The 24,061-nt window shown below is 67.0% G+C and carries 27 protein-coding genes; 4 read left to right on the top strand and 23 right to left on the bottom strand.

What is annotated here, in order from left to right; all coding sequences use genetic code 11:
* Positions 1-13 precede the first annotated feature (13 nt).
* From V7E00_RS16345 to V7E00_RS16335, 3 genes are all read right to left on the bottom strand, one after another.
* Positions 14-1,390, bottom strand: coding sequence for a UdgX family uracil-DNA binding protein (locus tag V7E00_RS16345; protein ID WP_333573658.1), 1,377 nt, complete (start codon positions 1,388-1,390; stop codon positions 14-16).
* Positions 1,391-1,393: 3 nt separating this feature from the next.
* On the bottom strand, positions 1,394-1,879 hold the full coding sequence (locus tag V7E00_RS16340; RefSeq protein ID WP_333573657.1) for a hemerythrin domain-containing protein: 486 nt from the start codon (positions 1,877-1,879) through the stop codon (positions 1,394-1,396).
* A 79-nt stretch (positions 1,880-1,958) separates the two neighbouring features.
* On the bottom strand, positions 1,959-3,206 hold the full coding sequence (locus V7E00_RS16335) for a putative DNA modification/repair radical SAM protein (RefSeq protein WP_333573656.1): 1,248 nt from the start codon (positions 3,204-3,206) through the stop codon (positions 1,959-1,961).
* 89 nt (positions 3,207-3,295) lie between these two features.
* On the opposite strand from V7E00_RS16335, the gene V7E00_RS16330 reads away from it, so the two are divergent.
* On the top strand, positions 3,296-4,501 hold the full coding sequence (locus V7E00_RS16330) for a hypothetical protein (RefSeq protein WP_333573655.1): 1,206 nt from the start codon (positions 3,296-3,298) through the stop codon (positions 4,499-4,501).
* Positions 4,502-4,505: 4 nt separating this feature from the next.
* Here V7E00_RS16330 and V7E00_RS16325 read toward each other — a convergent pair whose 3' ends face one another.
* The 11 genes from V7E00_RS16325 to V7E00_RS16275 all read right to left on the bottom strand — a co-directional run bounded on the left by V7E00_RS16325 (position 4,506) and on the right by V7E00_RS16275 (position 11,868).
* Entirely contained in the window at positions 4,506-4,916 is a 411-nt protein-coding gene (locus tag V7E00_RS16325; RefSeq protein WP_333573654.1) for a hypothetical protein, read from the bottom strand.
* Between the two features lie 55 nt (positions 4,917-4,971).
* Positions 4,972-5,505 (bottom strand): demethoxyubiquinone hydroxylase family protein, encoded by a 534-nt coding sequence (locus tag V7E00_RS16320; RefSeq protein ID WP_333573653.1) that lies wholly within the window; start codon positions 5,503-5,505, stop codon positions 4,972-4,974.
* A complete protein-coding gene (locus tag V7E00_RS16315; protein ID WP_333573892.1) occupies positions 5,502-5,987 on the bottom strand; it encodes a disulfide bond formation protein B in 486 nt (161 codons plus the stop codon). The genes V7E00_RS16320 and V7E00_RS16315 overlap by 4 nt, the downstream gene beginning before the upstream one ends.
* A gap of 5 nt (positions 5,988-5,992) precedes the next feature.
* The gene (locus V7E00_RS16310) at positions 5,993-7,321 is read right to left on the bottom strand and encodes a S41 family peptidase (protein WP_333573652.1); all 1,329 of its coding nucleotides are present in this window, start codon (positions 7,319-7,321) and stop codon (positions 5,993-5,995) included.
* A 65-nt stretch (positions 7,322-7,386) separates the two neighbouring features.
* Positions 7,387-8,547, bottom strand: coding sequence for a murein hydrolase activator EnvC family protein (locus V7E00_RS16305; protein ID WP_333573651.1), 1,161 nt, complete (start codon positions 8,545-8,547; stop codon positions 7,387-7,389).
* Positions 8,547-8,969 (bottom strand): 23S rRNA (pseudouridine(1915)-N(3))-methyltransferase RlmH, encoded by a 423-nt coding sequence (locus tag V7E00_RS16300; RefSeq protein WP_333573650.1) that lies wholly within the window; start codon positions 8,967-8,969, stop codon positions 8,547-8,549. The genes V7E00_RS16305 and V7E00_RS16300 overlap by 1 nt, the downstream gene beginning before the upstream one ends.
* Before the next feature lie 24 nt (positions 8,970-8,993).
* On the bottom strand, positions 8,994-9,347 hold the full coding sequence (gene rsfS, locus V7E00_RS16295; protein ID WP_264606900.1) for a ribosome silencing factor: 354 nt from the start codon (positions 9,345-9,347) through the stop codon (positions 8,994-8,996).
* 26 nt (positions 9,348-9,373) lie between these two features.
* Complete coding sequence (locus V7E00_RS16290) at positions 9,374-10,033, bottom strand: nicotinate-nucleotide adenylyltransferase (protein ID WP_333573649.1); 660 nt, start codon at positions 10,031-10,033, stop codon at positions 9,374-9,376.
* Positions 10,030-10,317 (bottom strand): type II toxin-antitoxin system RelE/ParE family toxin, encoded by a 288-nt coding sequence (locus V7E00_RS16285; RefSeq protein WP_333573648.1) that lies wholly within the window; start codon positions 10,315-10,317, stop codon positions 10,030-10,032. Before V7E00_RS16285 ends, V7E00_RS16290 begins: the two co-directional genes overlap by 4 nt.
* Positions 10,305-10,568, bottom strand: a complete 264-nt coding sequence (locus tag V7E00_RS16280) for a CopG family ribbon-helix-helix protein (RefSeq protein WP_333573647.1) — start codon at positions 10,566-10,568, stop codon at positions 10,305-10,307. Before V7E00_RS16280 ends, V7E00_RS16285 begins: the two co-directional genes overlap by 13 nt.
* Positions 10,569-10,599: 31 nt before the next feature.
* Complete coding sequence (locus V7E00_RS16275; protein ID WP_333573646.1) at positions 10,600-11,868, bottom strand: glutamate-5-semialdehyde dehydrogenase; 1,269 nt, start codon at positions 11,866-11,868, stop codon at positions 10,600-10,602.
* A 48-nt stretch (positions 11,869-11,916) separates the two neighbouring features.
* On the opposite strand from V7E00_RS16275, the gene V7E00_RS16270 reads away from it, so the two are divergent.
* Positions 11,917-12,990 carry a DUF3667 domain-containing protein gene (locus V7E00_RS16270; protein ID WP_333573645.1) on the top strand — a complete coding sequence of 358 codons (1,074 nt, stop codon included), beginning with the start codon at positions 11,917-11,919 and terminating at the stop codon, positions 12,988-12,990.
* A 9-nt stretch (positions 12,991-12,999) separates the two neighbouring features.
* Here the strand turns inward: V7E00_RS16270 and cyoD are convergent, their stop codons facing one another.
* From cyoD to pdxH, 9 genes are read right to left on the bottom strand one after another with little or no spacing between them, the layout of a single operon-like run.
* On the bottom strand, positions 13,000-13,389 hold the full coding sequence (gene cyoD, locus V7E00_RS16265; protein ID WP_333573644.1) for a cytochrome o ubiquinol oxidase subunit IV: 390 nt from the start codon (positions 13,387-13,389) through the stop codon (positions 13,000-13,002).
* Positions 13,386-14,030 (bottom strand): cytochrome o ubiquinol oxidase subunit III, encoded by a 645-nt coding sequence (cyoC, locus tag V7E00_RS16260; RefSeq protein ID WP_333573643.1) that lies wholly within the window; start codon positions 14,028-14,030, stop codon positions 13,386-13,388. The genes cyoD and cyoC overlap by 4 nt, the downstream gene beginning before the upstream one ends.
* Positions 14,027-16,036, bottom strand: coding sequence for a cytochrome o ubiquinol oxidase subunit I (gene cyoB / locus V7E00_RS16255; protein WP_333573891.1), 2,010 nt, complete (start codon positions 16,034-16,036; stop codon positions 14,027-14,029). Before cyoB ends, cyoC begins: the two co-directional genes overlap by 4 nt.
* Positions 16,037-16,038: 2 nt before the next feature.
* On the bottom strand, positions 16,039-16,929 hold the full coding sequence (gene cyoA, locus V7E00_RS16250) for a ubiquinol oxidase subunit II (RefSeq protein WP_333573642.1): 891 nt from the start codon (positions 16,927-16,929) through the stop codon (positions 16,039-16,041).
* Positions 16,922-17,533 carry an isochorismatase family cysteine hydrolase gene (locus tag V7E00_RS16245; protein WP_333573641.1) on the bottom strand — a complete coding sequence of 204 codons (612 nt, stop codon included), beginning with the start codon at positions 17,531-17,533 and terminating at the stop codon, positions 16,922-16,924. The genes cyoA and V7E00_RS16245 overlap by 8 nt, the downstream gene beginning before the upstream one ends.
* A gap of 21 nt (positions 17,534-17,554) precedes the next feature.
* Positions 17,555-17,740, bottom strand: a complete 186-nt coding sequence (locus V7E00_RS16240) for a hypothetical protein (RefSeq protein ID WP_333573640.1) — start codon at positions 17,738-17,740, stop codon at positions 17,555-17,557.
* 54 nt (positions 17,741-17,794) lie between these two features.
* Positions 17,795-18,964: an MFS transporter gene (locus tag V7E00_RS16235; protein WP_333573639.1), complete on the bottom strand. Its 1,170-nt coding sequence runs from the start codon at positions 18,962-18,964 to the stop codon at positions 17,795-17,797.
* Between the two features lie 55 nt (positions 18,965-19,019).
* Entirely contained in the window at positions 19,020-19,952 is a 933-nt protein-coding gene (locus tag V7E00_RS16230; RefSeq protein ID WP_333573638.1) for a cation diffusion facilitator family transporter, read from the bottom strand.
* Positions 19,949-20,527, bottom strand: a complete 579-nt coding sequence (pdxH, locus tag V7E00_RS16225; RefSeq protein ID WP_333573637.1) for a pyridoxamine 5'-phosphate oxidase — start codon at positions 20,525-20,527, stop codon at positions 19,949-19,951. The genes V7E00_RS16230 and pdxH overlap by 4 nt, the downstream gene beginning before the upstream one ends.
* Positions 20,528-20,624: 97 nt before the next feature.
* Here pdxH and ku point away from each other — a divergent pair, with 97 nt between their 5' ends.
* Positions 20,625-21,509, top strand: a complete 885-nt coding sequence (gene ku / locus V7E00_RS16220) for a non-homologous end joining protein Ku (protein WP_333573636.1) — start codon at positions 20,625-20,627, stop codon at positions 21,507-21,509.
* The gene (gene ligD / locus V7E00_RS16215) at positions 21,502-24,054 is read left to right on the top strand and encodes a DNA ligase D (protein ID WP_333573635.1); all 2,553 of its coding nucleotides are present in this window, start codon (positions 21,502-21,504) and stop codon (positions 24,052-24,054) included. The genes ku and ligD overlap by 8 nt, the downstream gene beginning before the upstream one ends.
* Positions 24,055-24,061: the final 7 nt, after the last annotated feature.

Here is a 24,061-nt window from a genome sequence, read left to right as displayed (position 1 = left end):
TCGCCTTTCCCGCCTAGAGCAAGGCCCAGGCACCGCGCAGATCGGCAACGAAGTCCCGGTACGCCTGCGCCGCCGCCTCGGCATCGGGCAGACGCAACAGGTAGCTGGGGTGCACCGTCACCCAGCCTGTGCCGCCTTCGGGCAGCGCCAGCTTCTGGCCCCGCAGCCTGGAGATGGTCGCCGCCTTGCCGGTGATCTGCCGTGCGGCGGTGGCGCCCAGGGCCACGACCAGTTTCGGGCGGACCAGCGCTAGTTCCTGCTCGTACCACCAGCGGCACGCGGTGATCTCGCCGGCATCGGGCTTGGCGTGGATGCGGCGCTTGCCGCGGGGCTCGAACTTGAAATGCTTGACCGCATTGGTGACGTAGACGCGGGCGCGGTCGATCCCCGCCTCCTCCAGCGCGCGGTTCAGCATCTGCCCGGCGGGCCCGACAAAGGCATGGCCGGCGAGATCCTCCTGGTCGCCCGGCTGCTCGCCGACCAGCATCATCGCCGCATCGAGCGGCCCCTCGCCGAACACCGTCTGCGTCGCCGGCTTGTAGAGCGGGCACCGCGTGCACGCCGCCGCCTCGTCGCGCAACGCGTTCCACGCGCCTTCGACATTGCCGCCGACCGAACTGCGTGCCGTCTCCACCATCGCTGTCTCCCGCGCCCGGGCACCCGCCACAAGCTCCTTCACCAACGCGGTTTCCGGCATGTTTTTCCAGTATTTGCGCGGCATCTCCTTCAGCATCGCGCCGGTCTTGAGGCGGGCGGGATTGAAGATCGAGGCGTAATAGGTGTTCCACACCGCCTCGACCGGATCATCGGCGGGAGCATCCCCGCGGGTGGCAGCCGGCCCTTCGCTGAGCGTCTGCCCGTCCCAGTGGAGCGACAGCTCGGGCGTGAGGATCGACCAGCGCATGCTCGCGAACCGCTCGACGAAGAAGCGGGCATTGGCGCGGACGATGTGATGTTCGGGCTCGAACCAGGCGATGAAGCGCGGGCCCGCCTCGTCCACCAGTTCGCGGAAGCGGACGAAGGCGCGCATCTTGTGAATGTCGCGGCGGACCGCCTTTGCCATCAGCTCCAGCCGGCGGACCAGCGGATCGGCCCGGTCCTCGATCCGGTGGGGGTCAGTGGCGAGCAGCGTGTAGAGCAGCGCAAAGCGTTGCGGATCCGAATGCAGGATGACCGTCTGCGCCAGCTCGACAAAGGTCTTGGGCACACGCAGCTTTGCGCCGCTTGCCGGGGTCGGGGGCGCAGCGACCTCGGTAGCGAACAGATCGCCGCCGCCTTCACCGACCCGCCACACCACCTCGGGCGGCGCGACATGCGCCTGTGCCAGCGCCCGCGCCGCATCGCGCCAGCCTTCGAAATCATCCTCGGCAGCAATCGTTACGGCGCGCAAGGCTTACTCGCGCTCGTCGCCGGGCGGATGGGCTTCGGCGCGCTCCAGCTCCCTGGGCTTGCGCTGCTCGAAGATCTTGCCGAGCCGCTCTTCCTCTTCCGACGAGAGTTCCTTCTCGGCAGTCGGGAACATCTCTTCCTCCTCCTCGTCGATATGGTGGAAGTAGCGATCCTTCATTTCGCGAAACTTGCCGAGCCAGCCGGAGGACGACGTCTCAATGTCCATCAACTCGCCGAGCAGGTCGTCGACTTCCTTGTGCTCCGATACCGAATGGCGCGCATCCTCGCGCAGCTCGGGATTGGCGAGCATCGTCGCGTAGAGCGACTCCTCTTCCGCCGCCGCGTGCGACTGGAGCTCGAGGCGGAGCTGTTCAAACAGGTCGCGGCGCTCGGGGCTGTCGCCCGAGGTGGCGTCGATCTTGGCGATCAGTTCGCGCTGGCGATCGTGATCGGCGATGAGGTCGGCGAAAATGCGGGGCTGGTCGGCCATGCGATGTCTCCCTGGTTTCCCAGGCCCAACCGGCCAGCCCTGCCGGGGTTGCTCCCGCGAGTCGTTCGCAGGCCAGTGGTCACGCGGCGAACAGCTCCAGCTGCTGTTTTTTCGGCGCGATCCAGGCGTGCAGATCGGCCTTGTCGGTCAGCGCTACCGGCCGCCAATCGGCAGTGACGATGAACGGCCGGATCTTCGCCAGGGACACGGTGAGCCGCGCCACATCCTCCAGCCGCAGCCGCCGCCATTTGCGCGCGGCGAGGATCGAGGCGACCGCCTTGGTGCCCAGCCCCGGTACGCGCAGCAGCGCCTCGCGCGGCGCGCGGTTGATGTCGACCGGGAAACGGTCCCGGAAGCGCAGCGCCCAGGCGAGCTTCGGGTCGATGTCGAGCGGAAGCATGCCCGTTGCGGGATCCACCGCCTGTGCGACCTCGTCCGGCCGATATTCATAGAAGCGCATCAGCCAGTCCGACTGGTACAGCCGGTGCTCGCGCATCAGCGGCGGGCGCTGAAGCGGCAACACCGTGCTGGCATCGGGAATCGGGCTGAACGCCGAATAATAGACGCGGCGAAGGCCGAAGCGGCCATAGAGGCCGGCAGCGCGATCGATGATGTCGCCATCGGTAGCGGCATCGGCGCCGACGATCATCTGAGTCGACTGGCCGGCAGGCGCGAACCTCGGGGCCGAGCGATAGCGCTTTCGCGCGTCCGCGCCATCCTCGATCGCGCTGCGCATGCCGAGCATCGCGCCTTCGATCTGCGGCGCGGATTTTTCCGGCGCGAGCCGCTTGAGCCCCGCCACCGTCGGCAGCTCGACATTGATCGACAGGCGATCGGCATGCAGTCCGGCCTGGTGGATCAGCGCCGGATCGGCGTCCGGGATCGTCTTGAGGTGGATATAGCCGCGGAAATGATGGTCCTCGCGCAAGCTCCGCGCGACCTCCACCATCTGCTCCATCGTGTAGTCGGACGAGCGGATGATGCCCGAGGACAGGAACAATCCCTCGATATAGTTGCGGCGGTAGAAGTTGAGCGTGAGATCGACCACCTCTGCGGGCGTGAACCGCGCACGGCGCACGTTCGAGCTCTTGCGGTTGATGCAATAGTGGCAGTCGAAGATGCAGCTGTTGGTCAGCAGGATCTTGAGCAGGCTGATGCAGCGCCCGTCCGGCGCATAGGCATGGCAGATGCCCATGCCGGTGGTGGAGCCCAGCCCCTTGCCGTCCTTGGACGTGCGCTTGCTCGTCCCCGAAGACGCGCAGGACGCATCATATTTCGCGGCATCGGCGAGGATCGCCAGCTTTGCACGGGTATCAAGTTGCGCCATTTCTGTTCTTTTTATGTTCTTGCGCGCGCGCTGTCCAGATGGACGCTGGTCCATCCGCCCTGTACGAGCGGCGGGCGGAGGGAATTCGAATGGTTCGGCGGATCGATGGGCGCATGGCCGCGCTGGTGTTCGGCATGGCGTGCACCTGCCTGCTGGGCTGGGCCTTCAAGGCGCACTGCATGGCGGGCGGCTGGGTTGCCGCGATCCAGTACACCAGCGGCTGTTACAGCGATGCAGTGCCCTTCTGGGCGATGCGACACGTCGACCAGGGGCTGATCCCCTACGTCGAGACGCCGATGGAATATCCGGTGCTGACCGGGCTGCAGATCTGGATCGAGGGTGCCCTGGCGCGCGGCGTGCTCGGCACCGATGCCACTGCCGCGACTTTCCTGGGTGCCGTCACGCTGGTCAACGCCCTGCTCGCGGCGCTGATCCTGTGGATGTGCGCGCGGGCCGGGATGGACCGGCAGCGCCTCTGGCTGTGGGCGTGCGCACCGCCGCTGATCCTGTATCTCGGGCATAACTGGGATCTGGGGGCGACGACGCTCGCCGTGGCGGCGATGCTGGCTGCGCGCCGGCAGCGGCTGGTGCTGGCGGCGGCGCTCGCGGCGCTGGGGGCTGCCGCGAAGCTGTTCCCCGTGCTGCTGCTGCCGCTGATCGGGCTCGCCGCCTTGTTCGCCCCGGACCAAACTTGGGCCACGCGCCTCCGCACCGCCAGCGCCTGCACCCTGGTTGCGATGGGCGCATGGGCGGTGGTGAACCTGCCGGTGGCGCTCGCCGCGCCGGAGAACTGGTCCGAATTCTATCGATTCTCGCAGGAACGCTCGGGCACGGCGGGATCGACCTGGGAGATCCTGTCGAACCAGGGCTTTTGGGTGTCCGACGTGGCCCAGCGCAACAAGGCAGCCTCGGTCACCTTCCTGCTGGGCGCGGCGGGGATCGTCGGTCTCGGCTGGCGGCAGCATCACGAGCGGCCCTGGGTGCTGTTCACGCCGGTGCTGGCCTGGTTCCTGCTCACCAACAAGGTATGGTCGCCGCAGTTCGACCTGTGGATCTACCCGCTGCTCGTGATGACGAGCCCGCGCCTCAAGCCGCTGGCGCTGTTCGTGATCGGCGACATCGCTGCCTATTTCACCGAATTCTGGTGGTTCGCCGGCATGTCGAACGCCTGGCCTTATGCCACGACGTACGACATCCTGCTGGCGGCAAGCGTTCGCGGCGTGGCGATGCTGTGGCTGATCGCAGATGCCGTCCGGCTGCCGGCGCCCGCGTGGATCCCGCGGGCGCGCGGCTGAGCGATCAGGGCAGCGGCAGGTCGGTTTCGGCCTTCTTCTGCGCCCGGCGCTCGGCGCGTGCAGCCGTTGCGCGCTGGACGAAACAGCCGGTGCCGCCGCCCGCGCCCACCGTCGAGCAGCTGCCGGTGCCGAAATTGCCGTTGGTCAGCGCGTCCTGCGAGCGCACGGCCCAGGCCTCGCCCTTCTGCGGCGTGGTCGGCGTGGTGTCGCGAATGTTCTTCGGGATGCGGAAGCGCTCGCCTTCGTCGAGGCGCTGGCAGATGACGATTTCCTCGCCATCCTTGTTGGTCGGGCACTTGTCGTTGCCATAGATGATCAGCACGCCGTTCTGCACGGCATTCTGGGCATGCGCGGCGCCCGGCGCGAGCAGCGGCGCTGCTGCGGCCGCAGTGATAATGGCGATCCTCTTGAGCACCTTGTCCTCCTGTGTTGGCGTGCCGCCCTGCCGCGGCGCACCTGAATAGCCGCTGTCAGATCCGCTTCGAGACACCGATCGCGAACCGGCACCCGGCCCGGATCAGCGCCGAGAGCACCGGATAGCCCGGCGCGCTTTCCGCGCCCGAGGCAATCGCGGTGTCGCGATGCTCGATTTCCTCATCGCGGAATCGCGCGACGGCGTCGCGCAGTTCCGGATCCTCGTCGCCCAATTGCTCGAGTTGCTGCTCATAGTGGAGGTCGATCTCGGTCTCGATCGCCGCCGTACAGGCCATGGCCGCCTGTGGCCCCAGCGCGGCAGTGACCACGCCGAGGCCGAATCCTGCAACGTCCCAGAAGGGCTGGAGCAGCGTGGGGCGCACGCCGCGCTTCGCGATCAGCGCGTCGAAGAAGGCGCGGTGATGCTCTTCCTGGTTGGCCATGCCGCTGATCAGCCGCGCGGTCGGCGTGCGGTCGCCCATCACCGCGAGCTGGCCCGCATAGATGCGCGTCGCGCCATATTCGCCCGCCTGGTCCACCCGGACCATTGCATCGTGGCGCTCGCGCCGATCGCCCGGCTTCCAGCTCATCGTACCGACTTTCGCGTTGCGAGCAGCGCGATCAGCACCGCACCGCCCAGAGAGACGATCGCGTTATATCCCGCCAGGCTGATGCCGAACATCGTCCATTGGGGCACGTCGCAGCGGACGATCGGACGGCGCAGCGCTTCGGTCAGCATGTCCATCGGCGAGCCCTTGGTGGGCGCAGCCGTGCATTTGGTGATGCCCTGCCACCAGTGATATTCGGTGCCGGCATGATAGACGCCGATCGCGCCGCTCACCGCGATCAGCAGCGCGGCGAGCAGCACCAGCGCCGCCACCTGCCGTCGCCCGCGCGCGAAGAAAGCGAGCGCTGCCACGACGATCGCCGCCAGATGCGGCCAGCGCTGCCACACGCACATCTCGCACGGCACGAGGCCGCCGATGAACTGCGACCCCAGCGCACCGCCCAGCAGCGCGAGCGGCAACAGCAGCGCGAGCCACCGCGCGAGCACCGGCACGTTCCGCGGCATGGCGCTCACTTGCCCGCGCTCGTGGTCGCGGTCTTGCCCAGACGCGCGATGGTCTGCACCGCATAGCTCAGCTGGAAGTCCTCGACGCCCTTCTTCTTCAGCTCGTCCGCAGTGGCGGTGAAGCGCGGATCGGCTGCGGTGTCTTCCTCGAGCACGCTGTCGTCCACCTTCTCCTGGTTGATCAGGTGGCGGCGCAGATCGGCCTCGCGCAGCACCGGCCGCGACTTGTAGTCGGGATCGGAAAGCTGCGGCACGACGATGTCGGGCTTGATGCCGCCTTCCTGCACCGAATGGCCGGACGGCGTGAAGTAGCGCGCGGTGGTGAGGCGCAGCGCGGCGCGCTGGCCCATCGGCATGATCGTCTGCACCGATCCCTTGCCGAAGCTGCGCACGCCCATCACGATCGCGCGGTGATGGTCCTGCAGCGCGCCGGCCACGATCTCGGAGGCCGAGGCGGTGCCGGAATCGGTCAACACGACCACCGGCAATCCCTTGGCGAGATCGCCCGGGAACACGCTCTCGGCATAATAGCGCTCGATATCGGTCTTCTCGCGCCCGCGCTGCGAGACGATCTCGCCATGGGTCAGGAACACGTCAGCCACCGCGATCGCCTCGGTCAGCAGGCCGCCGCCATTCTCGCGCAGGTCGACGATGTAGCCGAGCGGCTTGTGGCCCAGCTTCTTCTCGATGGCCTGGATGGCGAGCGCGGTGTCGCCGCCGGTATGCGCGGTGAAGGTGTTGATGTTGAGGATGCCGACGCCGTCCTTGATCTCCCACTTCACCGGCTTCTGGGTGATGATCTCGCGGGTGAGCGTGAACTGCAGCGGCTTGTCGGCGCCGGGGCGAACGATGGTCAGCGCGATCTTGGTGCCGGGGGCGCCGCGCATCTGGGTGATCGCCTCGTCCAGGCTGCCGCCGACGATGAACTTGCCGTCCAGATGGGTGATGAAGTCGCCGGACTTGATGCCGGCCTTGGCAGCCGGGCCGTCCTCGGTGGGCGCGATTACCTTCACCGCGCCGTCCTGCTGGGTGACGGTGAGGCCGAGGCCGCCGTAATTGCCCTCGGTCTGGATCTTGAGATTGTCGAAATCGAGCCCGTCGGCATAGCTGCTGTGCGGATCGAGCGCCGCCAGCATGCCTTCGATGGCGCCCTTCACCAGCGTCTTGTCGTCGACCTTGTCGACGTAATTGGCCTTCACGGTGTTGTAGACTTCCATGAAGGTATCGAGCTCGCGATAGCTGCTGGTGTCGACCCCCGCCATGGCACCGGATGTGATGGGAATGATCGCGAGTGCGCCGACAGCGGCGGAAACCTGAAGAAACGAACGCAGCATCAAGAGACTTTCCGGAAGGGCGACCTTGCTAATGTAGGCGAGGATAACGGGATTTGCACGCTGTGTCAGTCGAGCAATTGGGTCAGGTCCAGCGGCTGGCCCCGACGGCGCAGCTCGACGGTGATGCGCGGCCCCGCCGTGCCGAGCCGTGCCCCCTGCGCCACGGCGGTCCCGGGGCGCACTGCCAGCGTGCCGAGGCCGGAAAGCAGACTGGTCCATCCCTGGCCGTGATCGACGATCACCACCTGGCCATAGCCGGCGAACGGCCCGGCATAGGCGATGGTGCCGGCAGCGGGAGCAACGACCGCGACTCCCGGCTGCACGGCGAAGCTGGGACCACGGGCGCGAACACCGGCGGCCGAAATCTCGCCGAAGCCGGTGACAAGCTGGCCGCGTACCGGGAGGCGGTAGGGGCCCGGGCCGCGCGGCCGCTCGGCCTGGGCGCCGGGGCGCGGCAGCGGGCCGCTCAGGACGAGCAGGTCCGAACGCACCTGCGCCGCGCTCTCGCTGCGCTCCTGATCGGCGGCTAGGTCGCGGGCCTGTTCCCCAAGCGCCAGCGCGCGATCCGATTCCACCAGGGCATCGCGGCCAAGCGTCATCGCCCGCAACCGATGCGCGGATTCGAGCTGGAGCGCGGCCAGGCGGCGCGATTCAAGGTCAAGGCGGCGCTTCTTGAGCTCCGCCAAGGCGTTTTCGGTGGCAGCGCGCAGGGCGCGCGAGCGCGCCAGATCGGCCCGCACGCCCGCGCTCCGCGCCTCGATCGCGGGCAGCAGGCTGGCGAGCGTCGCGCGAACATGCACGAGATCCTGTGCCGATCCAGGCTGCGCCAGCGCCAGTACCGAAGGCCGTCGCGCCATCACCTGCAGCGCCGCAACCAGCGCCAGCGCAGGCCGCTGCCGCTCGGCGAAGGCAGTATGCTGGCGGGCAAGCAGCCGATCGAGCAGCGCTACCCGCGCCTCTGCCGCGGCCTGCTCGGCCTCCGCGGCGTTGATTCGCTGGCCCGCCGCCGCCTGTTCGGCGCGGGCCCGGGCTTCGCCGTCACGCTCGGTAGCGGCAGCCTGTTCGAGTTGGCTCGCACGCGCTTCCGCAGCTTTCGCGGCCAGGCTGGCTTCGGTTACGGTGCGGGCGGCCTGCTGGGCCATGTCGGGCCGGGGCTGGGCTAGCACGCCCGTTACGGCGATCGCGACCAGCGCCGCCGCCGTGCCGAGGCTGCGCCGCGGCCCCATCAGCCCTCGCGGTGATAGGGGTGATTGGCGAGGATCGAGATCGCCCGCCACAGTTGTTCGGCAAGCATGGCGCGCGCCATCATGTGCGGCCAGGTCGCCTTGCCGAAACTCAGCAGCATGTCCGCCGCCGCACGGTCGGAATCGTCGAACCCGTCGGCCGCGCCGATCAGGAATCGCGTCTCGCGCACCCCGTCGTCGCGCCAGGCACCGAGCCGTGTCGCGAGTGTCTTGGAGGGAAGGTTCTCGCCGAGTTCGTCGAGCATCACCACCCGGGTGCCGGGGGCGAGCACCGGCATCTTGCCGCCGGTATCGGGTAGTTCGGTGACGCGGGTACCCCAGGTCACCCGCTTCAGATAGCGGTCGACCAGTTCGGCCTCGGGGCTGCGCCCGATCCGGCCGCGCGCGACGATGTGCAGCAGCATGGCGCGCGGACCTTCGGGATCAGATCAGGCCTGGCCCTCGAACGACCACATCCGCTCGAGATTGTAGAAGCTGCGCACTTCCGGGCGGAACAGGTGGACGATCACGTCGCCCGCGTCGATCAGCACCCAGTCAGCCGCCGGCAGGCCCTCGATGCGGGGCGTGCGGCCCTGCTCGGCCTTGATCTTGTCGGCGAGCTTCATCGCCATCGAGGCGACCTGTCGGGTCGAGCGGCCCGATGCGATCACCATATAGTCGGCGATGCTGCTCTTGCCGGCGAGGGGGATCGAGACGGTTTCCACCGCCTGATCGTCTTCGAGCGAAGTGAGCACGAGCCTATGCAGCGCTTCGACGCTGTCGGCGTCGTTCGAACGCTGCATATTGGGGGAAGTGGCCAAGGTTGCTCCTAGTCTAGCGACGGTCTGTGCGATGTGAGTGGAGACGGCGCCGGGCTCTCCTGTTCCAAATGCGGAGAAGACCCGAGGAATCGCCGGTGCCAGGCAGGATCGGCAGCCCGAAGGCGTGTTGCCGACGTCGGATCGGGGCGGAAGCGCAACAGCACAAGTGCCGGCAATCTCCATCGCGTCCAATGTTTCGCCTGGCCTGCGGGCCGCACAGCGCGCCGCAGCCAACCCATTGCAGGACTTGCATGGGCGCCCCGGTCATACCCCGGACGCGCGATAACCGCAATCGGAACCTGACGGGCGATGTGCCGCCACCGCTCCCAGCGGTGGAACTGCGCCAGATTGTCTGCTCCCATCAGCCAGATGAAGCGATGATTGGGGTACAGGCGGGGCAGCTTGGTGAGCGTATCGGCGGTGAAGCGGGTCTTCATCCGCTTCTCGATCGCGGTGACGCGAATCGGGGCGTGCCGTGCCATCGCCCGCGCCGCGGCCATGCGCGCCTCGAACGGCGCCATGCCCGCCTTGTCCTTCAACGGGTTACCGGGCGAAACCATCCACCACACCTCGTCAAGATCGAGTGCACGGATGGCATGCAGCGACAACCGCCGATGCCCACGATGCGCCGGATTGAACGAGCCCCCGAGAAGTCCGATGCGTTTCAACGGGTGACGAGCCAATCTTCACGTTCGTGGCGGATGCGGAGGATTTCCAGCTTCCCGTTCTTCAACCGGTACAGGAGAAGATAGGGCGAATCAAAGACACGCAGGACCCGGACGCCACCGTCGATGGGACGGCCGATGTGCGGAAACCGCGTGAGGAACTCGGCACGTTCGCGAAGCCGCGCCAACCTCTGCTCCGCCAATGCCGCGGAACGATGCTCGGATAACCAGATGTCGATGGCCTGAAGATCGCGAATAGCCGGCGTAGTCCAGACTAGCTCTGGCATCGCTGCCGATGCCGCTCGATCATCGCGTCGAGTTCCGCCATCACTTGGGCGTGCGGCACCACGTCGCCACGGTCCGCAGCGTCGATGCCCTCCTGGATGAAGGCGCGGTAATCCGCTTCCGTCTCGGCGACGCGCTGGATCGCCTCAGCGGCGAATTCTGCAGCGCTGCGGCCCTGCCAGGCGGCAACTTCCTCCACCATCGCCAGCGTCTCGGCGGAGAGTTCGGCAGTGATCCTGGCCGGCTTGTTCATGGGATGAATCTATCCTTCGCCGAACCCGCCTTCAAGGCCGTGCCTGGCCGGTGCCGAGCACCAGCCATTTGTAGGTGGTCAGCCCCTCCAACGCCACAGGCCCGCGGGCGTGGAGGCGGCCGGTAGAGATGCCGATTTCGGCGCCAAGACCAAACTCGCCGCCATCGGCGAACTGGGTGGAGGCGTTCCACATCACGATCGCACTGTCGACGCCGCTCAGGAATCGGGCCGCCGTCTCGGCCTCCGCGGTAATGATGGCGTCGGTGTGGTGCGAGCTGTGTGCGGCGATGTGCGCGATTGCGCCGTCGACGCCGTCGACCAGCTTCACCGAGAGGATCGCTTCCAAATATTCGGTATCCCAATCCTCGTCCGTCGCCGGCTGCACGCGCGCGTCGAGCGCCTGCACCTCGGCATCGCCGCGCAGTTCGCAGCCCGCCTCCGCCAGCGCGGCGAGGATCGGCTTGGGGTCGGCGAAGCCGCGGTCGATCAGCAGCGTCTCGGTCGCGCCACAAATGCCGGTACGGCGCATCTTGGCGTTGACCACCAGCGCCCGCGCCATCGCGGGATCGGCAGCACGGTCGACATAGCTGTGATTGATTCCATCGAGATGAGCGAGCACTGGCACCCGCGCCTCCGCCTGCACGCGGGCGACCAGGCTCTTGCCGCCGCGCGGCACGACCATGTCGATCAGCCCCTCGGCTGTTAGCATCGCGCCAACCGCGGCGCGATCGGTTACCGGCACCAACTGGATCGCAGCGGCGGGCAGCCCCGCCTGGGTGAGCCCCTGCACCAGCGCGGCATGGATCGCGCGGTTGCTGCGGATCGCCTCCGAACCGCCGCGAAGGATCGCTGCATTGCCGGACATCAGGCACAGGGCGCCGGCATCAGCGGTGACGTTGGGCCGGCTCTCGTAGATGATCCCGATCACGCCGATCGGCACGCGGACGCGCTTGAGCACCAGACCATTGGGCCGGCTCCGCTCGTCCAGCGTGCGGCCGACGGGATCCTCCAGCCCCGCGACGGCTTCGATGCCGGCCGCCATGCCCTCGATCCGCCTGGCGTCGAGCAGCAGCCGGTCCAGCATCGCATCAGACAGGCCGTTCGCGCGGCCGCTGGCCATGTCCTCGGCGTTGGCGGCAAGGATCGCATCCTGCGACGCGCGGATCGCCGCGGCGGCGTATCGCAGCGCCTGCGCCTTGGCCGGGCTTGGCAGCGCCGCCAGTACCGCGGCGGCGGCACGGGCGCGGCGGCCCATGTCGGCGATCAGCATCTGTGTGTCGGGCGTGTCGGTGTCGGCCATGCTGCAGTCGCTAGCACGAAGCGCCGGAAGCTGATAGCCTCGGCCCCCATGGGGGAATTGGACGCAGCCGGCGAACTGGTGATGGGGGGCCTGCTCGGCCGCGCGGTGGAGCCGCACGCGGGCGAGCATCAGGGCCATGGGCATGGCACGATCTGCCTGAATTGCGGGACCGCGCTGGTCGGCCCGCATTGCCATGAATGCGGGCAATCGGGGCACGTCCATCGCTCGCTGGGCGCGATCGGGCACGAGCTGCTGCACGGCGTCGCGCACTTCGAAGGCAAGATGTGGCGCACCCTGCCGCTGCTCGCCTGGCGGCCGGGCGACCTGACCCGCCGCTACATCGCCGGCGAGCGTGCCCGCTTCGTCTCGCCAATGGCGATGTTCCTGTTTTCGATCTTCACCATGTTCGCGATATTCCAGGTTCTCGGCATCTCGACGCCGACCGATCTGGACAGCAACAGCGCGAGGCCGACGGTTGCGCTCCAGCATTCGATCACCAAGGCGGAGGCCACCCGGGCCAAGAAATCAGCTAAGCTCGCCAAGCTGGAAGCAAGCGATCCGGACCGCGCCGACCTGGCGGCCGATATCGCCGAGGCCGACCGCGAAATCGCCGGATACAAGTCTGCCCTCACCCAGATACCCAAGGTGATGCGCGAGGGCGGTGACGAGATCAAGGAAGTGCATACCGGCTGGCACGCACTCGATCACGGGGTCGAGAAGTGGCAGAAGAACCCTTCGCTGATGCTCTACAAGCTGCAATCGAGCATCTACAAATTCTCCTGGCTGCTGATCCCGCTATCAATCCCGTTCCTGTGGCTGCTGTTTTTCTGGAAGCGGCAGTACAAGCTCTACGATCACGCGGTGTTCGTCACCTATTCGATCGCGGCGATGTCGATGCTGTTCATCGGCGTCACCCTGCTCGCCGCGATGCGGGTCTCCAGCGACATTCTGATCTGGTTCGCCCTGCTCGTGCCGCCGATCCATATGTGCCGGCAGCTGAAGCAGGCCTATGGCTTGCGCTGGCGTTCGGCGATCTTCCGGACCGGCCTGTTGCTGTGGTTCATCTCCATCATCGCCACCCTCTTCCTGCTGATCCTGGCGCTGCTCGGCATCATGGGCTGAGCGGCGGCGTCACGGGAAGCCGTGCATCTGCCGCCCCATCGGCATCATGTTGTGGTCGAGGTGCCCCAGGATCCATACCGATCCGCCGATCAGCAGCAGCACCACGAGCACGCCGAACGCCAGCGCCAGCACGTTGTTGGCGTTGTCCGGGCCGGTGGTCACGTGGAGGAAGAAGACGAGGTGGATGCCCATCTGGGCGATCGCCAGCACCACCAGCGCCATCGGCACCGCCGGCCGCCACACCAGCGGCAGGTTGACCATCGCGAAAGCAGCGGCGGTCAGCAGGGCCGCGAGCCCCAGCCCCACCATGTAGCCGCTGGTACCGCCGGCGAACTCCTCGCCCTCGGCAGCCTCGTCGCCGGGCGCGGTATCGCCGCTATCCGTTTCGCGCTCGCTCATGGCGCCACTCCCATCAGGTAAACCATGGTGAAGATGCCGACCCAGACGATGTCGAGCGCGTGCCAGAACAGGTTGAAGCACATCAGCCGCCGCCGCACCTGCGGCTGAAAGCCCTTTACCCAGAGCTGCGCCATCATCGTGCCGAGCCAGAGCAGCCCTACCGCGATATGCAGGCCGTGCAGCCCGACCAGGCCGAAGAACGCCGAGAGGAAGGCGCTGCGCTGCGGCCCGGCACCTTCGCCGATCATCTCGGCGAACTCGGTCACCTCCAGCCCCAGGAACACCGCGCCGAGGACGCCTGTGGCCAACAGCCAGAGCTGCGCAGGCAGCATCCGTCCACGCTCTGCCGCCACACCCGCAAGCCCGCAGGTAAAGCTGGAGAGGAGCAGCGCGGCGGTCTCCAGCGCCACCCGTTCCTGGCCGAACAGTTCATGCGGAGAGGGCCCGCCGGCGGTCTGCTTGGCGAGCACCGCATAGGCGGCGAAGAAGCCGGAGAAGAGGATGATGTCGCTGAGCAGGTAGATCCAGAAGCCATATCCGACCGTGGTGCGCTTGCTGGCCGGCCCGCCCTCGCCGCGGCCGGTATTGCTGTCCCCGCCGCCACGGCCGATGCGATAGGGATCCTGCGCCTTGGCGGTCATGCCGGCTGCTCCCGGTTCTCCTCGAGCCACTTCTGGCGCGAGGCGCGACGAGCACGGTCGATCCGCGCAACTTCCTCGGCAGGTATCTCCTTCTCCTCCTCGTCACGCCAGGCGAAGACCACGAAGGTGGCGTAGGCGCCGACAAAGCCGAGCGCCGCCAGCCACCAGATCATCCAGATCATCGCGAAGCCGATCAGCGTGGCGAAAAAGGCAGTGACAACGCCGGTTGCCGAGTTGCGGGGCATCTCGATTGCCTCGTACGTCGGTTCGTCGGCAAGACCCTGGCTTTCGATCGCCTGGCGCTTGATCGTCCAATAGGGCTCCTCGCCGTGCACGCGTGGCAGCACCGCGAAGTTGAACGCCGGCGGCGGCGACGTCGTCGCCCATTCGAGCGAGCGGCCGTCCCAGGGGTCACCAGTTTCGTCGCGCAACTGCTCGCGATTGCGGATGCTGACGACGATCTGAAGGATCTGCGACGCGACGCCGAGGATCATCACCCCGATACCCGCCACGGAAACGTACAGCCACGGCGCCCATTCAGTGAAGTCGATATGCTGGAGCCGCCGCGTCATGCCCTCCAGCCCCAGCACATAAAGCGCGCCGAACACGATCAGGAAGCCGGCGAGCGTCAGCCAGAACGCCATCTTGCCCCAGAACTCGTCGAGCCGGAAGCCGAACGCCTTGGGGAACCAGTAGGTAATGCCGGCGAACGCGCCGAAGATCACGCCCGAGTTGATGACGTTGTGGAAGTGCGCGACCAGGAACATCGAATTGTGCAGCATGAAGTCGGCCGGCGGCACCGCGAGCAGCACCCCGGTCATCCCGCCGATGATGAAGGTCGTCATGAAGGCGAGCGACCACAGCATCGGCGTCGGAAAGCGCACCCGGCCGCCATACATGGTGAACAGCCAGTTGTAGATCTTCACGCCGGTGCCGACCGCAATGATGCTGGTGGCGATGCCGAAGGCGGCGTTGACGTCGCCCCCTGCCCCCATCGTGAAGAAATGGTGCAGCCACACCGTGAAGGAGACGACGACGATGAACAGCGTCGCCGCCACCATCGAGCGATAGCCGAACAGCGGCTTGGACGAGAAGGTGGAGAAGATCTCGGAGAAGATGCCGAACGCCGGCAGGATGAGGATATAGACCTCCGGATGCCCCCAGGCCCAGATGAGGTTCACGAACATCATCATGTTGCCGCCGGCTTCATTCGTGAAGAAATGGAAGCCGAGATACCGGTCAAGCGTCAGCATCGCGAGCGTGGCGGTGAGGATCGGGAAGGCCGCGACGATCAGCATGTTGGCGCCCAGCGCCGTCCAGCAGAACATCGGCATGCGGAGATAGCCCATGCCGGGCGCGCGCATCTTGAGGATCGTCGTCACCAGGTTGATGCCCGACATCAACGTGCCGACGCCCGAGATCTGGATCGCCCAGACATAATAATCGACACCGACGCCAGGCGAATAGGTCGTCTCGCTCAAGGGCGCGTAGGGCAGCCAGCCGGTGCGGGCGAATTCGCCGATCACCAGGCTCATGTTGACGAGCAGCGCGCCCGAAGCCGTCAGCCAGAAGCTGGTCGAGTTGAGCGTCGGAAAGGCCACGTCGCGCACGCCGAGCTGGAGCGGCACGACGAAGTTCATCAGCCCGATCACCACCGGCATCGCGCCGAAGAAGATCATGATCGTGCCGTGCGCGGAGAATATCTGGTCGTAATGCTCGGGCGGCAAATAGCCCTGGGCATGGCCGATCGCGCTCGCCTGCTGAGTGCGCATCATGATCGCGTCGACGAAGCCGCGCAGCAGCATCACCAGCCCGAGCAGCACGTACATCACCCCGATCCGCTTGTGATCGACCGAGGTGATCCATTCCTTCCACAGATAGGGCCAATGGCCCTTCACGGTGATCCAGCCGAGCACCGCAACCAGCGCCAGCGCCACGCCGCCCGCGGCGATCAGCGGGATCGGCTGGCTGAACGGAATCGCGGACCAGGAGAGCTTACCGAGCATCGTCACTCCGCCGTTCCGGGGGAAACCTGTGGTTGGCCGTCGCGGCCCTGTTCGGGGCCGGGGGCCGGCGGCAGGTGCTGCGCCACCACCATGTCGAACAACCCCGGCTGCACCGCGCCCCAATGCTTGGCGGGCTCATTCTGGCTCTGCCGCGCGAGTTGCGCGTAGGCAGGTCCGTCGAGCAGGCCGCCGGCCGCCTTTACGGATGCCACCCAGCGGGTGAAGTCCGCCACCGGGACCGCGTGAAGCCGAAAGTTCATGTCCGAAAAGCCGTCGCCGCTGTAATGCGCGCTCTGGCCGTAATAGCTGCCGGGCTGATCGGCCTGCAGGTGCAAGGTCGTAGCCATCCCGTTCATAGTGTAGATCTGGCTGCCCAGCCGCGGCACGAAGAAGCTGTTCATCACGCTGGCCGAGGTGAGGCGAAAGCGGATCGGCACGCCGGCCGGCACCACCGGCTGGTTCAGCGTCGCGATGCCTTGCGCCGGATAGACGAACAGCCATTTCCAATCGAGCGACACCACCTGCACCTCGAGCGGCGGCGTCTTGGACGCGAGCGGTTTGGCAGGATCGAGTTCGTGGCTGCCGATCCAGATCAGGCCGCTCAGGAACAGGATCGTCAGCAGCGGGATCGACCAGACGATCAGTTCTATCCGCCCCGAATAGACGAACTCGGGCCGATAGCGCGCCTTGCCGTTACCGGCGCGAAACCACCAGGCGAAGACAAGCGTGGCGATCATCGTGGGGACGATGATCGCCAGCATGATCACCAGTGAATCGAGCAGGATGGTGCGGTTGTTCGCGCCGATCGGCCCGCCCGGGCGCAAGATGCTGGCGCCGCTGCACCCGCCGAGCAGCAGCAACAGGGGCAGGAGGCGGGCGCCGCGCTCAGCCACGCTGCGCCTCGGCCAGCCATTCGTCCGGCGAACGCGCCTCCGTCGCGGCGATGTCGGCGCCCATGCTCTGCGCGATGATCTCCAGCGCCCAGCGGCCGCGATCCTCGTCCTGCGTCGCCACCGCGTCCTCGGGCACCCACAGCGCATAGTCGCGCATGTGCGCGTCGCCCGCGGTGAACAGCACGCAGATGTCGGTCGCGACGCCGGTCAGCACCAGCCGGCGCACGCCCAGCTTGGGCAGCAGCACCGGCAGGTTTGTGGCATAAAAGCCGGAGAATTGCGGCTTGAGCACGAAATAGTCGCACTCGCGCGGCTTGATCCTGGCCAGGCCGTCGGGGGCGCCATCGAACGCCCTGTCGATCAGCCGCGACTTCTCGGAATGCCATTCGCCGAAATTGTCGTTGACGTAGACAGTGGGCAGATCGGCGGCATCAAAGGCATCGCGCAACTTGAGGATGGACCCGGCGATCGCGTCGGCGCGAGCGCGGAGTGCGTCGCCGCCTTCGAAGTCGAAGGTGTTGATCATGTCGATGATCAGCAGCGCAGCCGAAGCCCCGCCTTGGTCGCGCGCAGGTGCGGTGGCGCCCGTTTCGGGTTCTTCCACGATCTCGTCCCCCTGAACCGGTCAGCGATTCGTCTGGCCGCGATCCAGCGTGTCGCTGGGGTGGGCGGCATCGCCTTCCTGCTGATGCTCGGTCGAGATATTCGGGCGGGGCTGGGTGCTGGTGCCACCCTTGTCACCCTTCTCGCCGGGTTCGGTCGAGAGGTTGGGGCGGGGCTGGGTGCGGGTCTGGTCGTCCGGATCGGGCATGGCGCTTCTCCTGATACCGAGCAAACGACATGCAGCGGCGGCTGTTCCCCGCGTTCAGCCCTTTCGACGATTCACCAGCTGGAGCAGCGCAGCGACCAGCGACAACCCGCCCCCGAGCAGCGCCACCCCAGTCCAGCCGCCGATGCCCCAGGCATAGGTGGCGGTTGCGGAGCCGGCCGAGGCGCCGAGGAACATCGAGCCCATCAGCACGGTGTTGAGCCGCGCCCGCGCCTCCGGCCGCAGCGCGAAGATGATGTGCTGGTTGGAAACGAGCGCGCTCTGCACCGCGAAATCGAGCACGACCACGCCGATCACCAGCGCCGCGATGCTCGCCCACAGCCCGAACAGCAGCCAGCTTGCCACCGCGAGCAGCGCGCCGAGCAGCACCACCCGGTGCGGCCCGGTCCTGTCGGCGATGCGGCCCGCCAGCGGCGCGCCGAGGATGCCCGCCGCGCCGACCACACCGAACAGCCCCGCCACGTCCGCACCAAGCCGGAAGCGCGGTGTTTCCAGGTAGAGCGCAAGGATCGTCCAGAAGCCGGTAAAGCCGGCGAACAGCAGCGCCTGGGTGATCGCCGCCAGCCGCAGCGCCGGGAATTCGCGCCACAGGCTGCCCAGCGATCCGAGCAGCGCGCCATAGCCGAGCGTCGCCTCGGGCTCGCTGCGCGGCAGCCGCCATGCCATGACGCCTGCGGTGCCGAGCGCCAGTGGCACGCCCAGCCAGAACATCTCGCGCCAGCCCAGATGCGTGCCGACAAAGCCTGACAGCGTCCGGCTGAGCAGGATGCCGCAGAGCAGCCCGGCCATCACCGTGCCCACCGTCTGCCCGCGCCGCGCCGGATCGGCGAGGTGTGCGGCAAACGGCACGATCTGCTGCGCGACGCTCGCCGCCGCGCCGACCAGCAGCGACGCGCCGATCAGCAACCAGGCGTTGGGCGCCAGCGCAGCTGCCACCAGGGCCGCCGCCAGCACCAGGAATTGCAGCACGATCAGTCGCTTGCGCTCGTGAAGGTCGCCCAGCGGCACGAGCAGGAACAGTCCCGCCGCATAGCCGAGCTGGGTGGCCGTCGGCACCAGCCCCGCGGGCTGGCCCGGCAGGTCGCGCTCGATGATGCCCAGCATCGGCTGGTTGTAATAGATATTGGCGACCGCGATCCCCGCCGCCGCCGCCATGGCGAAGGTCAGGCCGCGGCCGAGCCGAGCGGTGGGTTGTGGGGCATGCAAGACGGCGACTCCTCGGGCTTCGGGTGGCACAGATAGGAAGTCGTCGGGGCGGTTGTTACTGTCCGATGGTTTGTGTGCCGCTTTCGTCGAGCAGATTGGTTTCGGCCATGGCGTTGTCGGGCTCGTCGACATGGCCGTCCGGATCGACATGAATCAGGATCTCGGTGTCCGGAAACGCCTCGCCCAGCGCGCCTTCCAGCCGCTCCACCACGTCATGCGCCTCGGCGATCGTCATGCAGGACCGCATGCTGACATGGAACTGCACGAAGTCGCGATTGCCGCTGGTGCGGGTGCGCAGGTCGTGCAGGCTCTTCAGCTCGGGATGCTCGGCCGCGATCTCGACGAAGCGGCGGCGCTTCTCCTCGGGCCATTCGCGATCCATCAGCTGGTCGATCGCCGCGACCGATGCGCGCCACGCGCCCCAGAGCAACCAGAAGGCGATGGCGATGCCGAACACGGGATCCGCGCCGCGCAGCCCAAGATAGCTCTCGCTCACCAACGCACCGACCACCGCGGCGTTGAGGTACAAGTCCGAGCTGTAGTGGATGCTGTCGGTAGTGATCGCGATCGAGCCGGTCCGGCGGATCACCGATCGCTGATACTGGGTCAGCGCCAGCGTCACGGCGATCGCGATGACCGAGACGACGATGCCGGCTTCGGGATCGGCGCTCAGCTGGTTCTGCACCAGCCGCTGCACCGCGCGCAGCAGGATGGCGAAGCCGGAGATGGCGATGATCACCACCTGGAACAGCGCCGCCAGCGCCTCGGCCTTGCCATGGCCGAAGCGATGCTCGTCGTCCGCCGGCTGCGAGGCCCAGTGCACACCGCCCAGCGTCACCAGCGAGGCAACCAGGTCGAGCCCAGAATCGGCGAGGCTGGCCAGCACCGCCACCGATCCGGTCTTCACCGCCGCGTAGGATTTGATCGCGCCCAGGAATAGCGCGCTGCAGACGCTGGCGATCGCCGCGCGGCGGGCAAGATTGTTCACGGGAACAACATGCCTTCATCCCATCCGCCGGCGGTACGGGTGAACACCCGGCGCTCGTGCAGGCGGTGTTCGCGATCGAGCCAGAACTCGATCCGCTCCGGCGTCACGCGATAGCCACCCCAATGCGGCGGGCGCGGCACCGGCTGGCCATCGAACCGCGCCTGCACCTCGGCGAAGCGAGCCTCGAAGGTGGCGCGGCTGTCGAGCGGGCGCGACTGGTCCGAAGCCCAGGCGCCGAGCTGCGAGTCGCGGCTGCGGCTGGCGAAATAGGCATCCGACTCCGCGTCGCTCGCGAAGGCGATCGGGCCTTCGATGCGGATCTGGCGGCGCAGCGACTTCCAGTGAAAGAGCAGCGCGACATGGCCGTTCGCGGCTAGGTCGCCCGCCTTGCGGCTCTCGCGGTTGGTGTAGAAGACGAAGCCGCGTTCGTCATAGCCCTTCAGCAGCACCATCCGTACCGAGGGATGCCCGGCGGCATCGGCGGTGGCCAGGGCCATCGCGTTGGAATCGTTGATCTCGGTGGTACGCGCCTCGGTGTACCAGTCGTGGAACAGCGCAAAAGGATCGGTGCTCATGGGTGGTGCCTCTACAGCCTAAACGCCGCCGTTGCGATGGGCGGAACACACTGACCTTTGGGGAATTGAATCGGGCCTGCAACGAGGAGACTTCCGCATGGCCGCACGCGCCTATTGGCAGGGACAGATACGGTTGGCCCTCGTTTCGATCCCTGTCGAGATCTACACCGCCACCAAATCGGGCGCGCAGATCGCGTTCCACCAGATCCATGAACCGAGCGGCCAGCGGATCAAGTACGAGAAGGTCGCACCGGGCATCGGCGCGGTCGAGCCCGACGAGATCGTGAAGGGGTACGAGGTCGAGAAGGGCGAATACGTCCTGCTCGAGCAGGACGAGATCGACGCGGTGAAACTCGAATCGCGCAAGACGCTGGAGCTGACCCAGTTCGTCGACGCCGACGAGATCGACGTGCTCTATTACGAGCGCCCCTATTTCGTCGTGCCGGCGGACGACCTTGCCGAAGAGGCCTTCATCGTGCTGCGCGAGGCGCTGCGTCGCGCGCGCAAGGTGGGGCTCGGCCAGCTGGCGATGCGCGGTCGCGAATATGTCGTCAGCCTCAAGCCGTGCGGGCGCGGCATGATCCTGGAAACACTGCGCTATGCCGACGAGGTGCAGAAGGCGCAGGGCTATTTCCGTGAGATCCCCGACAGCGAACCCGATCCCGAACTGCTCGATCTCGCACAGACGCTGATCGAGAAGAAGGCCAGCAAGTTCGACCCCAAGGGCTTCCACGATCGCTATGTCGATGCGCTGCGCGAACTGATCGAGAAGAAGAAAAAGGCCAAGGGCGCCAAGATCCTGGAGGATCCGGACAAGCCGGACGAGCGCGGCTCGAACGTGGTCGATCTGATGGCGGCGCTGAAGAAGTCGCTGGGTTCGGGTGATGCCAAACCGAGCACGGCGCCGAAAAAGGCATCTGCCAAGGCGCCCGCCAAGACCAAGGCGCCCGCCAAGAAGCCCGCGGCGAAGAAACGTGCCTGATCCCGACAGCCTCGCCCGCTACAACGCCAAGCGCGACTTCGCCAAGACCGCGGAGCCCGCCGGCAAGGTGGCCAAGACCGGCGGCAACCGCTTCCTTGTCCAGAAGCACGACGCCACGCGGCTCCACTGGGATTTCCGGCTGGAGATCGACGGCGTGCTGAAGAGCTGGGCGGTGACGCGCGGCCCCAGCCTCGATCCCGACGAGAAGCGGCTGGCGGTCCGCACCGAGGACCATCCGCTTTCCTATGCGGATTTCGAAGGCACGATTCCCAAGGGCCAATATGGCGGCGGCACGGTGATGCTGTGGGACACCGGCACCTGGGAGCCGATTGCGGGCAAGAGCGCCAAGGATCTGGAGAAGGGTCATCTCCACTTCGTGCTGCACGGGACACGGATGCAGGGCGAATGGCTGCTGATCCGGCTCAAGCCGCGCGGTAAGGAGAAGGCGGAGAACTGGCTGCTCCGCAAGATCAACGATGCGTATGCCGGCGCGACGGACGAACTGGTGGAAACCGGGCTGACCAGCGTCACCACGGGCCGCACCATGCAGGAGATTGCGGAGGGCGCGAAACCCAAGCAAGTCCAGGGGCGGAAGCGACCCGCCCTCGCTCGTCATCCCCGCGAAGGCGGGGATCCATTAGCAAATCGCTCAGCAGCAAGCGCCGAGATGGCTCCATCAATGGATTCCCGCCTTCGCGGGAATGACAAAGGGAAAGTCGCCGCGCGGTCCCGCAAAGGATCGCCCCCGCCCGCCTTCCAGTCCCCCCAGCTTGCCACGCTGGTCGACGCCGTGCCCACCGGCAACCAGTGGCTGCACGAGATCAAATATGATGGGTACCGGGCGCTGATCGCCACCGGCGGCGGCGGCTCCAGGATCTACACCCGCTCCGGCCTTGACTGGACGGACAAATTCCCCGGCATCGCCGAAGCCGCCGCGACCCTCCCGCCCGGCGCGCTGGTCGATGGCGAGATCGTCGCGATGAAGGACGGCAAGCCCGATTTCTCCACGCTGCAGGAGGCAATCTCCGCGGGCGGTGCGGGGCTGGTCTGCTTCGCCTTCGACCTGCTCGCCGCCGCGGGCGAGGATTTGACTACCCTCCCCCAGCTCGACCGCAAGGAACGACTCCGCACGCTTCTCGAGGGCGCCGACGCGCGCATCCGCTTCTCCGAACACATTATCGGCAAGGGCGAACAGCTGTTCGAGAGCATGTGCCGCGAAGGCTTCGAAGGCGTCGTATCGAAGCGCGCCGATGCCCCCTATCGCGGCACTCGCAGCAAGGCGTGGCTCAAGATCAAGTGCACCCACCGCCAGGAATTCGTGATCCTCGGCTGGACTGCGTCCACGGCGCGGGGACGCGGCTTCAAGTCGCTGCTGCTCGGGCTGAACGGGCCAGAGGGGCTTGTCTATGCCGGCAAGGTGGGCACCGGCTTCAACAGCGACACGCTTCTTGTCGTGCGCGAACGCCTCGACGCGCTCGCCGCCGAGAAACCGGCCGCCAAGGTCCCCCGCCCCGAGGCTCGCGGCGCGCATTGGGTAAAGCCCGAGCTGGTCGCCGAGATCGCCTTTGCCGAATTCACCGCCGAAAAGGTGGTGCGCCATGCCAGCTTCCTCGGCCTGCGCGAAGACAAGCCGGCCGACGCGGTAGTCGCCGAGGAGCCGGCTGCGCTGCCCGAAGCCGCCCCCTCCACGATCAAGATCAGCAGCCGCGACCGGGTGATCTTCCCCGAATCGAAGCTGACCAAGGGCGACCTTGCCGACTATTATGCAGCGGTCGCCCCGATCGCGCTGCCCTGGCTGGCCGATCGCCCGATCAGTCTGGTCCGCTGCCCGCAGGGCCGTGCCAAGCAATGCTTTTTCCAGAAGCATGATGCCGGCAGCTTTGGCGAGCAGGTCCATCATGTCGACATTCGCGAGAAGGACGGATCTACCCAACCCTATCTCTACGTCTCCGACGTGGATGGCATGCTTGCCTGCGTGCAGATGGGCACGATCGAATTTCATGGCTGGGGATCGCGCGTCGCCGATGTCGAGAAACCCGATCGCCTGGTGTTCGACCTCGACCCCGATGAGGGCCTAGACTTCGGCGTGGTCAAGAAGGCCGCGGAATATCTGAAGGAGCAGCTCGCCGAAATCGGGCTGACCAGCTGGCCGCTGCTCTCCGGCGGCAAGGGCGTGCACGTGGTGGTGCCGCTGGTGCCCCAGGCCGAATGGCCGGCCGCCAAGAGCTTCTGCGAGCGTTTCGCCCGTGCGCTCGCCCAGGCCGAGCCCGAGCGTTTCACCGCCAATCTCAAGAAAGCGAACCGGGTCGGTCGCATCTTCATCGACTATCTGCGCAACCAGCGCGGTGCGACGGCGGTGCTTCCCTATGTCGCCCGGGCGCGGGCGAATGGGCCGGTGGCGGCGCCCGTCACCTGGACCGAGCTGCGCGACATCGACAGCGCGCATGTTTTCACAATTCAGGACGCCGCCACGCTGATCGAGCGCGCCGGCAGCCGGGCCTTGCGGGGCTGGGGAAGCGCCGATCAGACGCTTCCGGACCTGTAACGCTCGC

The sequence above is a fragment of the Sphingomonas sp. genome (assembly GCF_036731925.1).
Taxonomy (GTDB): domain Bacteria; phylum Pseudomonadota; class Alphaproteobacteria; order Sphingomonadales; family Sphingomonadaceae; genus Sphingomonas.
Note: the sequence above shows the minus strand (reverse complement) of the source record. Positions and strands in the feature narration are given on the sequence as shown.

Excerpts from the sequence above, each read along its gene's own strand:
- V7E00_RS16340 (WP_333573657.1), bottom strand. The coding sequence starts at position 1,879 with ATGGCCGACCAGCCCCGCATTTTCGCCGACCTCATCGCCGATCACGAT.
- V7E00_RS16335 (WP_333573656.1), bottom strand. The coding sequence starts at position 3,206 with ATGGCGCAACTTGATACCCGTGCAAAGCTGGCGATCCTCGCCGATGCC.
- V7E00_RS16330 (WP_333573655.1), top strand. The coding sequence starts at position 3,296 with ATGGTTCGGCGGATCGATGGGCGCATGGCCGCGCTGGTGTTCGGCATG.
- V7E00_RS16320 (WP_333573653.1), bottom strand. The coding sequence starts at position 5,505 with ATGAGCTGGAAGCCGGGCGATCGGCGCGAGCGCCACGATGCAATGGTC.
- V7E00_RS16315 (WP_333573892.1), bottom strand. The coding sequence starts at position 5,987 with ATGCCGCGGAACGTGCCGGTGCTCGCGCGGTGGCTCGCGCTGCTGTTG.
- V7E00_RS16310 (WP_333573652.1), bottom strand. The coding sequence starts at position 7,321 with ATGCTGCGTTCGTTTCTTCAGGTTTCCGCCGCTGTCGGCGCACTCGCG.
- V7E00_RS16305 (WP_333573651.1), bottom strand. The coding sequence starts at position 8,547 with ATGGGGCCGCGGCGCAGCCTCGGCACGGCGGCGGCGCTGGTCGCGATC.
- V7E00_RS16300 (WP_333573650.1), bottom strand. The coding sequence starts at position 8,969 with ATGCTGCTGCACATCGTCGCGCGCGGCCGGATCGGGCGCAGCCCCGAG.
- rsfS (WP_264606900.1), bottom strand. The coding sequence starts at position 9,347 with ATGCAGCGTTCGAACGACGCCGACAGCGTCGAAGCGCTGCATAGGCTC.
- V7E00_RS16285 (WP_333573648.1), bottom strand. The coding sequence starts at position 10,317 with ATGCCAGAGCTAGTCTGGACTACGCCGGCTATTCGCGATCTTCAGGCC.
- V7E00_RS16280 (WP_333573647.1), bottom strand. The coding sequence starts at position 10,568 with ATGAACAAGCCGGCCAGGATCACTGCCGAACTCTCCGCCGAGACGCTG.
- V7E00_RS16275 (WP_333573646.1), bottom strand. The coding sequence starts at position 11,868 with ATGGCCGACACCGACACGCCCGACACACAGATGCTGATCGCCGACATG.
- V7E00_RS16270 (WP_333573645.1), top strand. The coding sequence starts at position 11,917 with ATGGGGGAATTGGACGCAGCCGGCGAACTGGTGATGGGGGGCCTGCTC.
- cyoD (WP_333573644.1), bottom strand. The coding sequence starts at position 13,389 with ATGAGCGAGCGCGAAACGGATAGCGGCGATACCGCGCCCGGCGACGAG.
- cyoC (WP_333573643.1), bottom strand. The coding sequence starts at position 14,030 with ATGACCGCCAAGGCGCAGGATCCCTATCGCATCGGCCGTGGCGGCGGG.
- cyoB (WP_333573891.1), bottom strand. The coding sequence starts at position 16,036 with ATGCTCGGTAAGCTCTCCTGGTCCGCGATTCCGTTCAGCCAGCCGATC.
- V7E00_RS16240 (WP_333573640.1), bottom strand. The coding sequence starts at position 17,740 with ATGCCCGATCCGGACGACCAGACCCGCACCCAGCCCCGCCCCAACCTC.
- pdxH (WP_333573637.1), bottom strand. The coding sequence starts at position 20,527 with ATGAGCACCGATCCTTTTGCGCTGTTCCACGACTGGTACACCGAGGCG.
- ku (WP_333573636.1), top strand. The coding sequence starts at position 20,625 with ATGGCCGCACGCGCCTATTGGCAGGGACAGATACGGTTGGCCCTCGTT.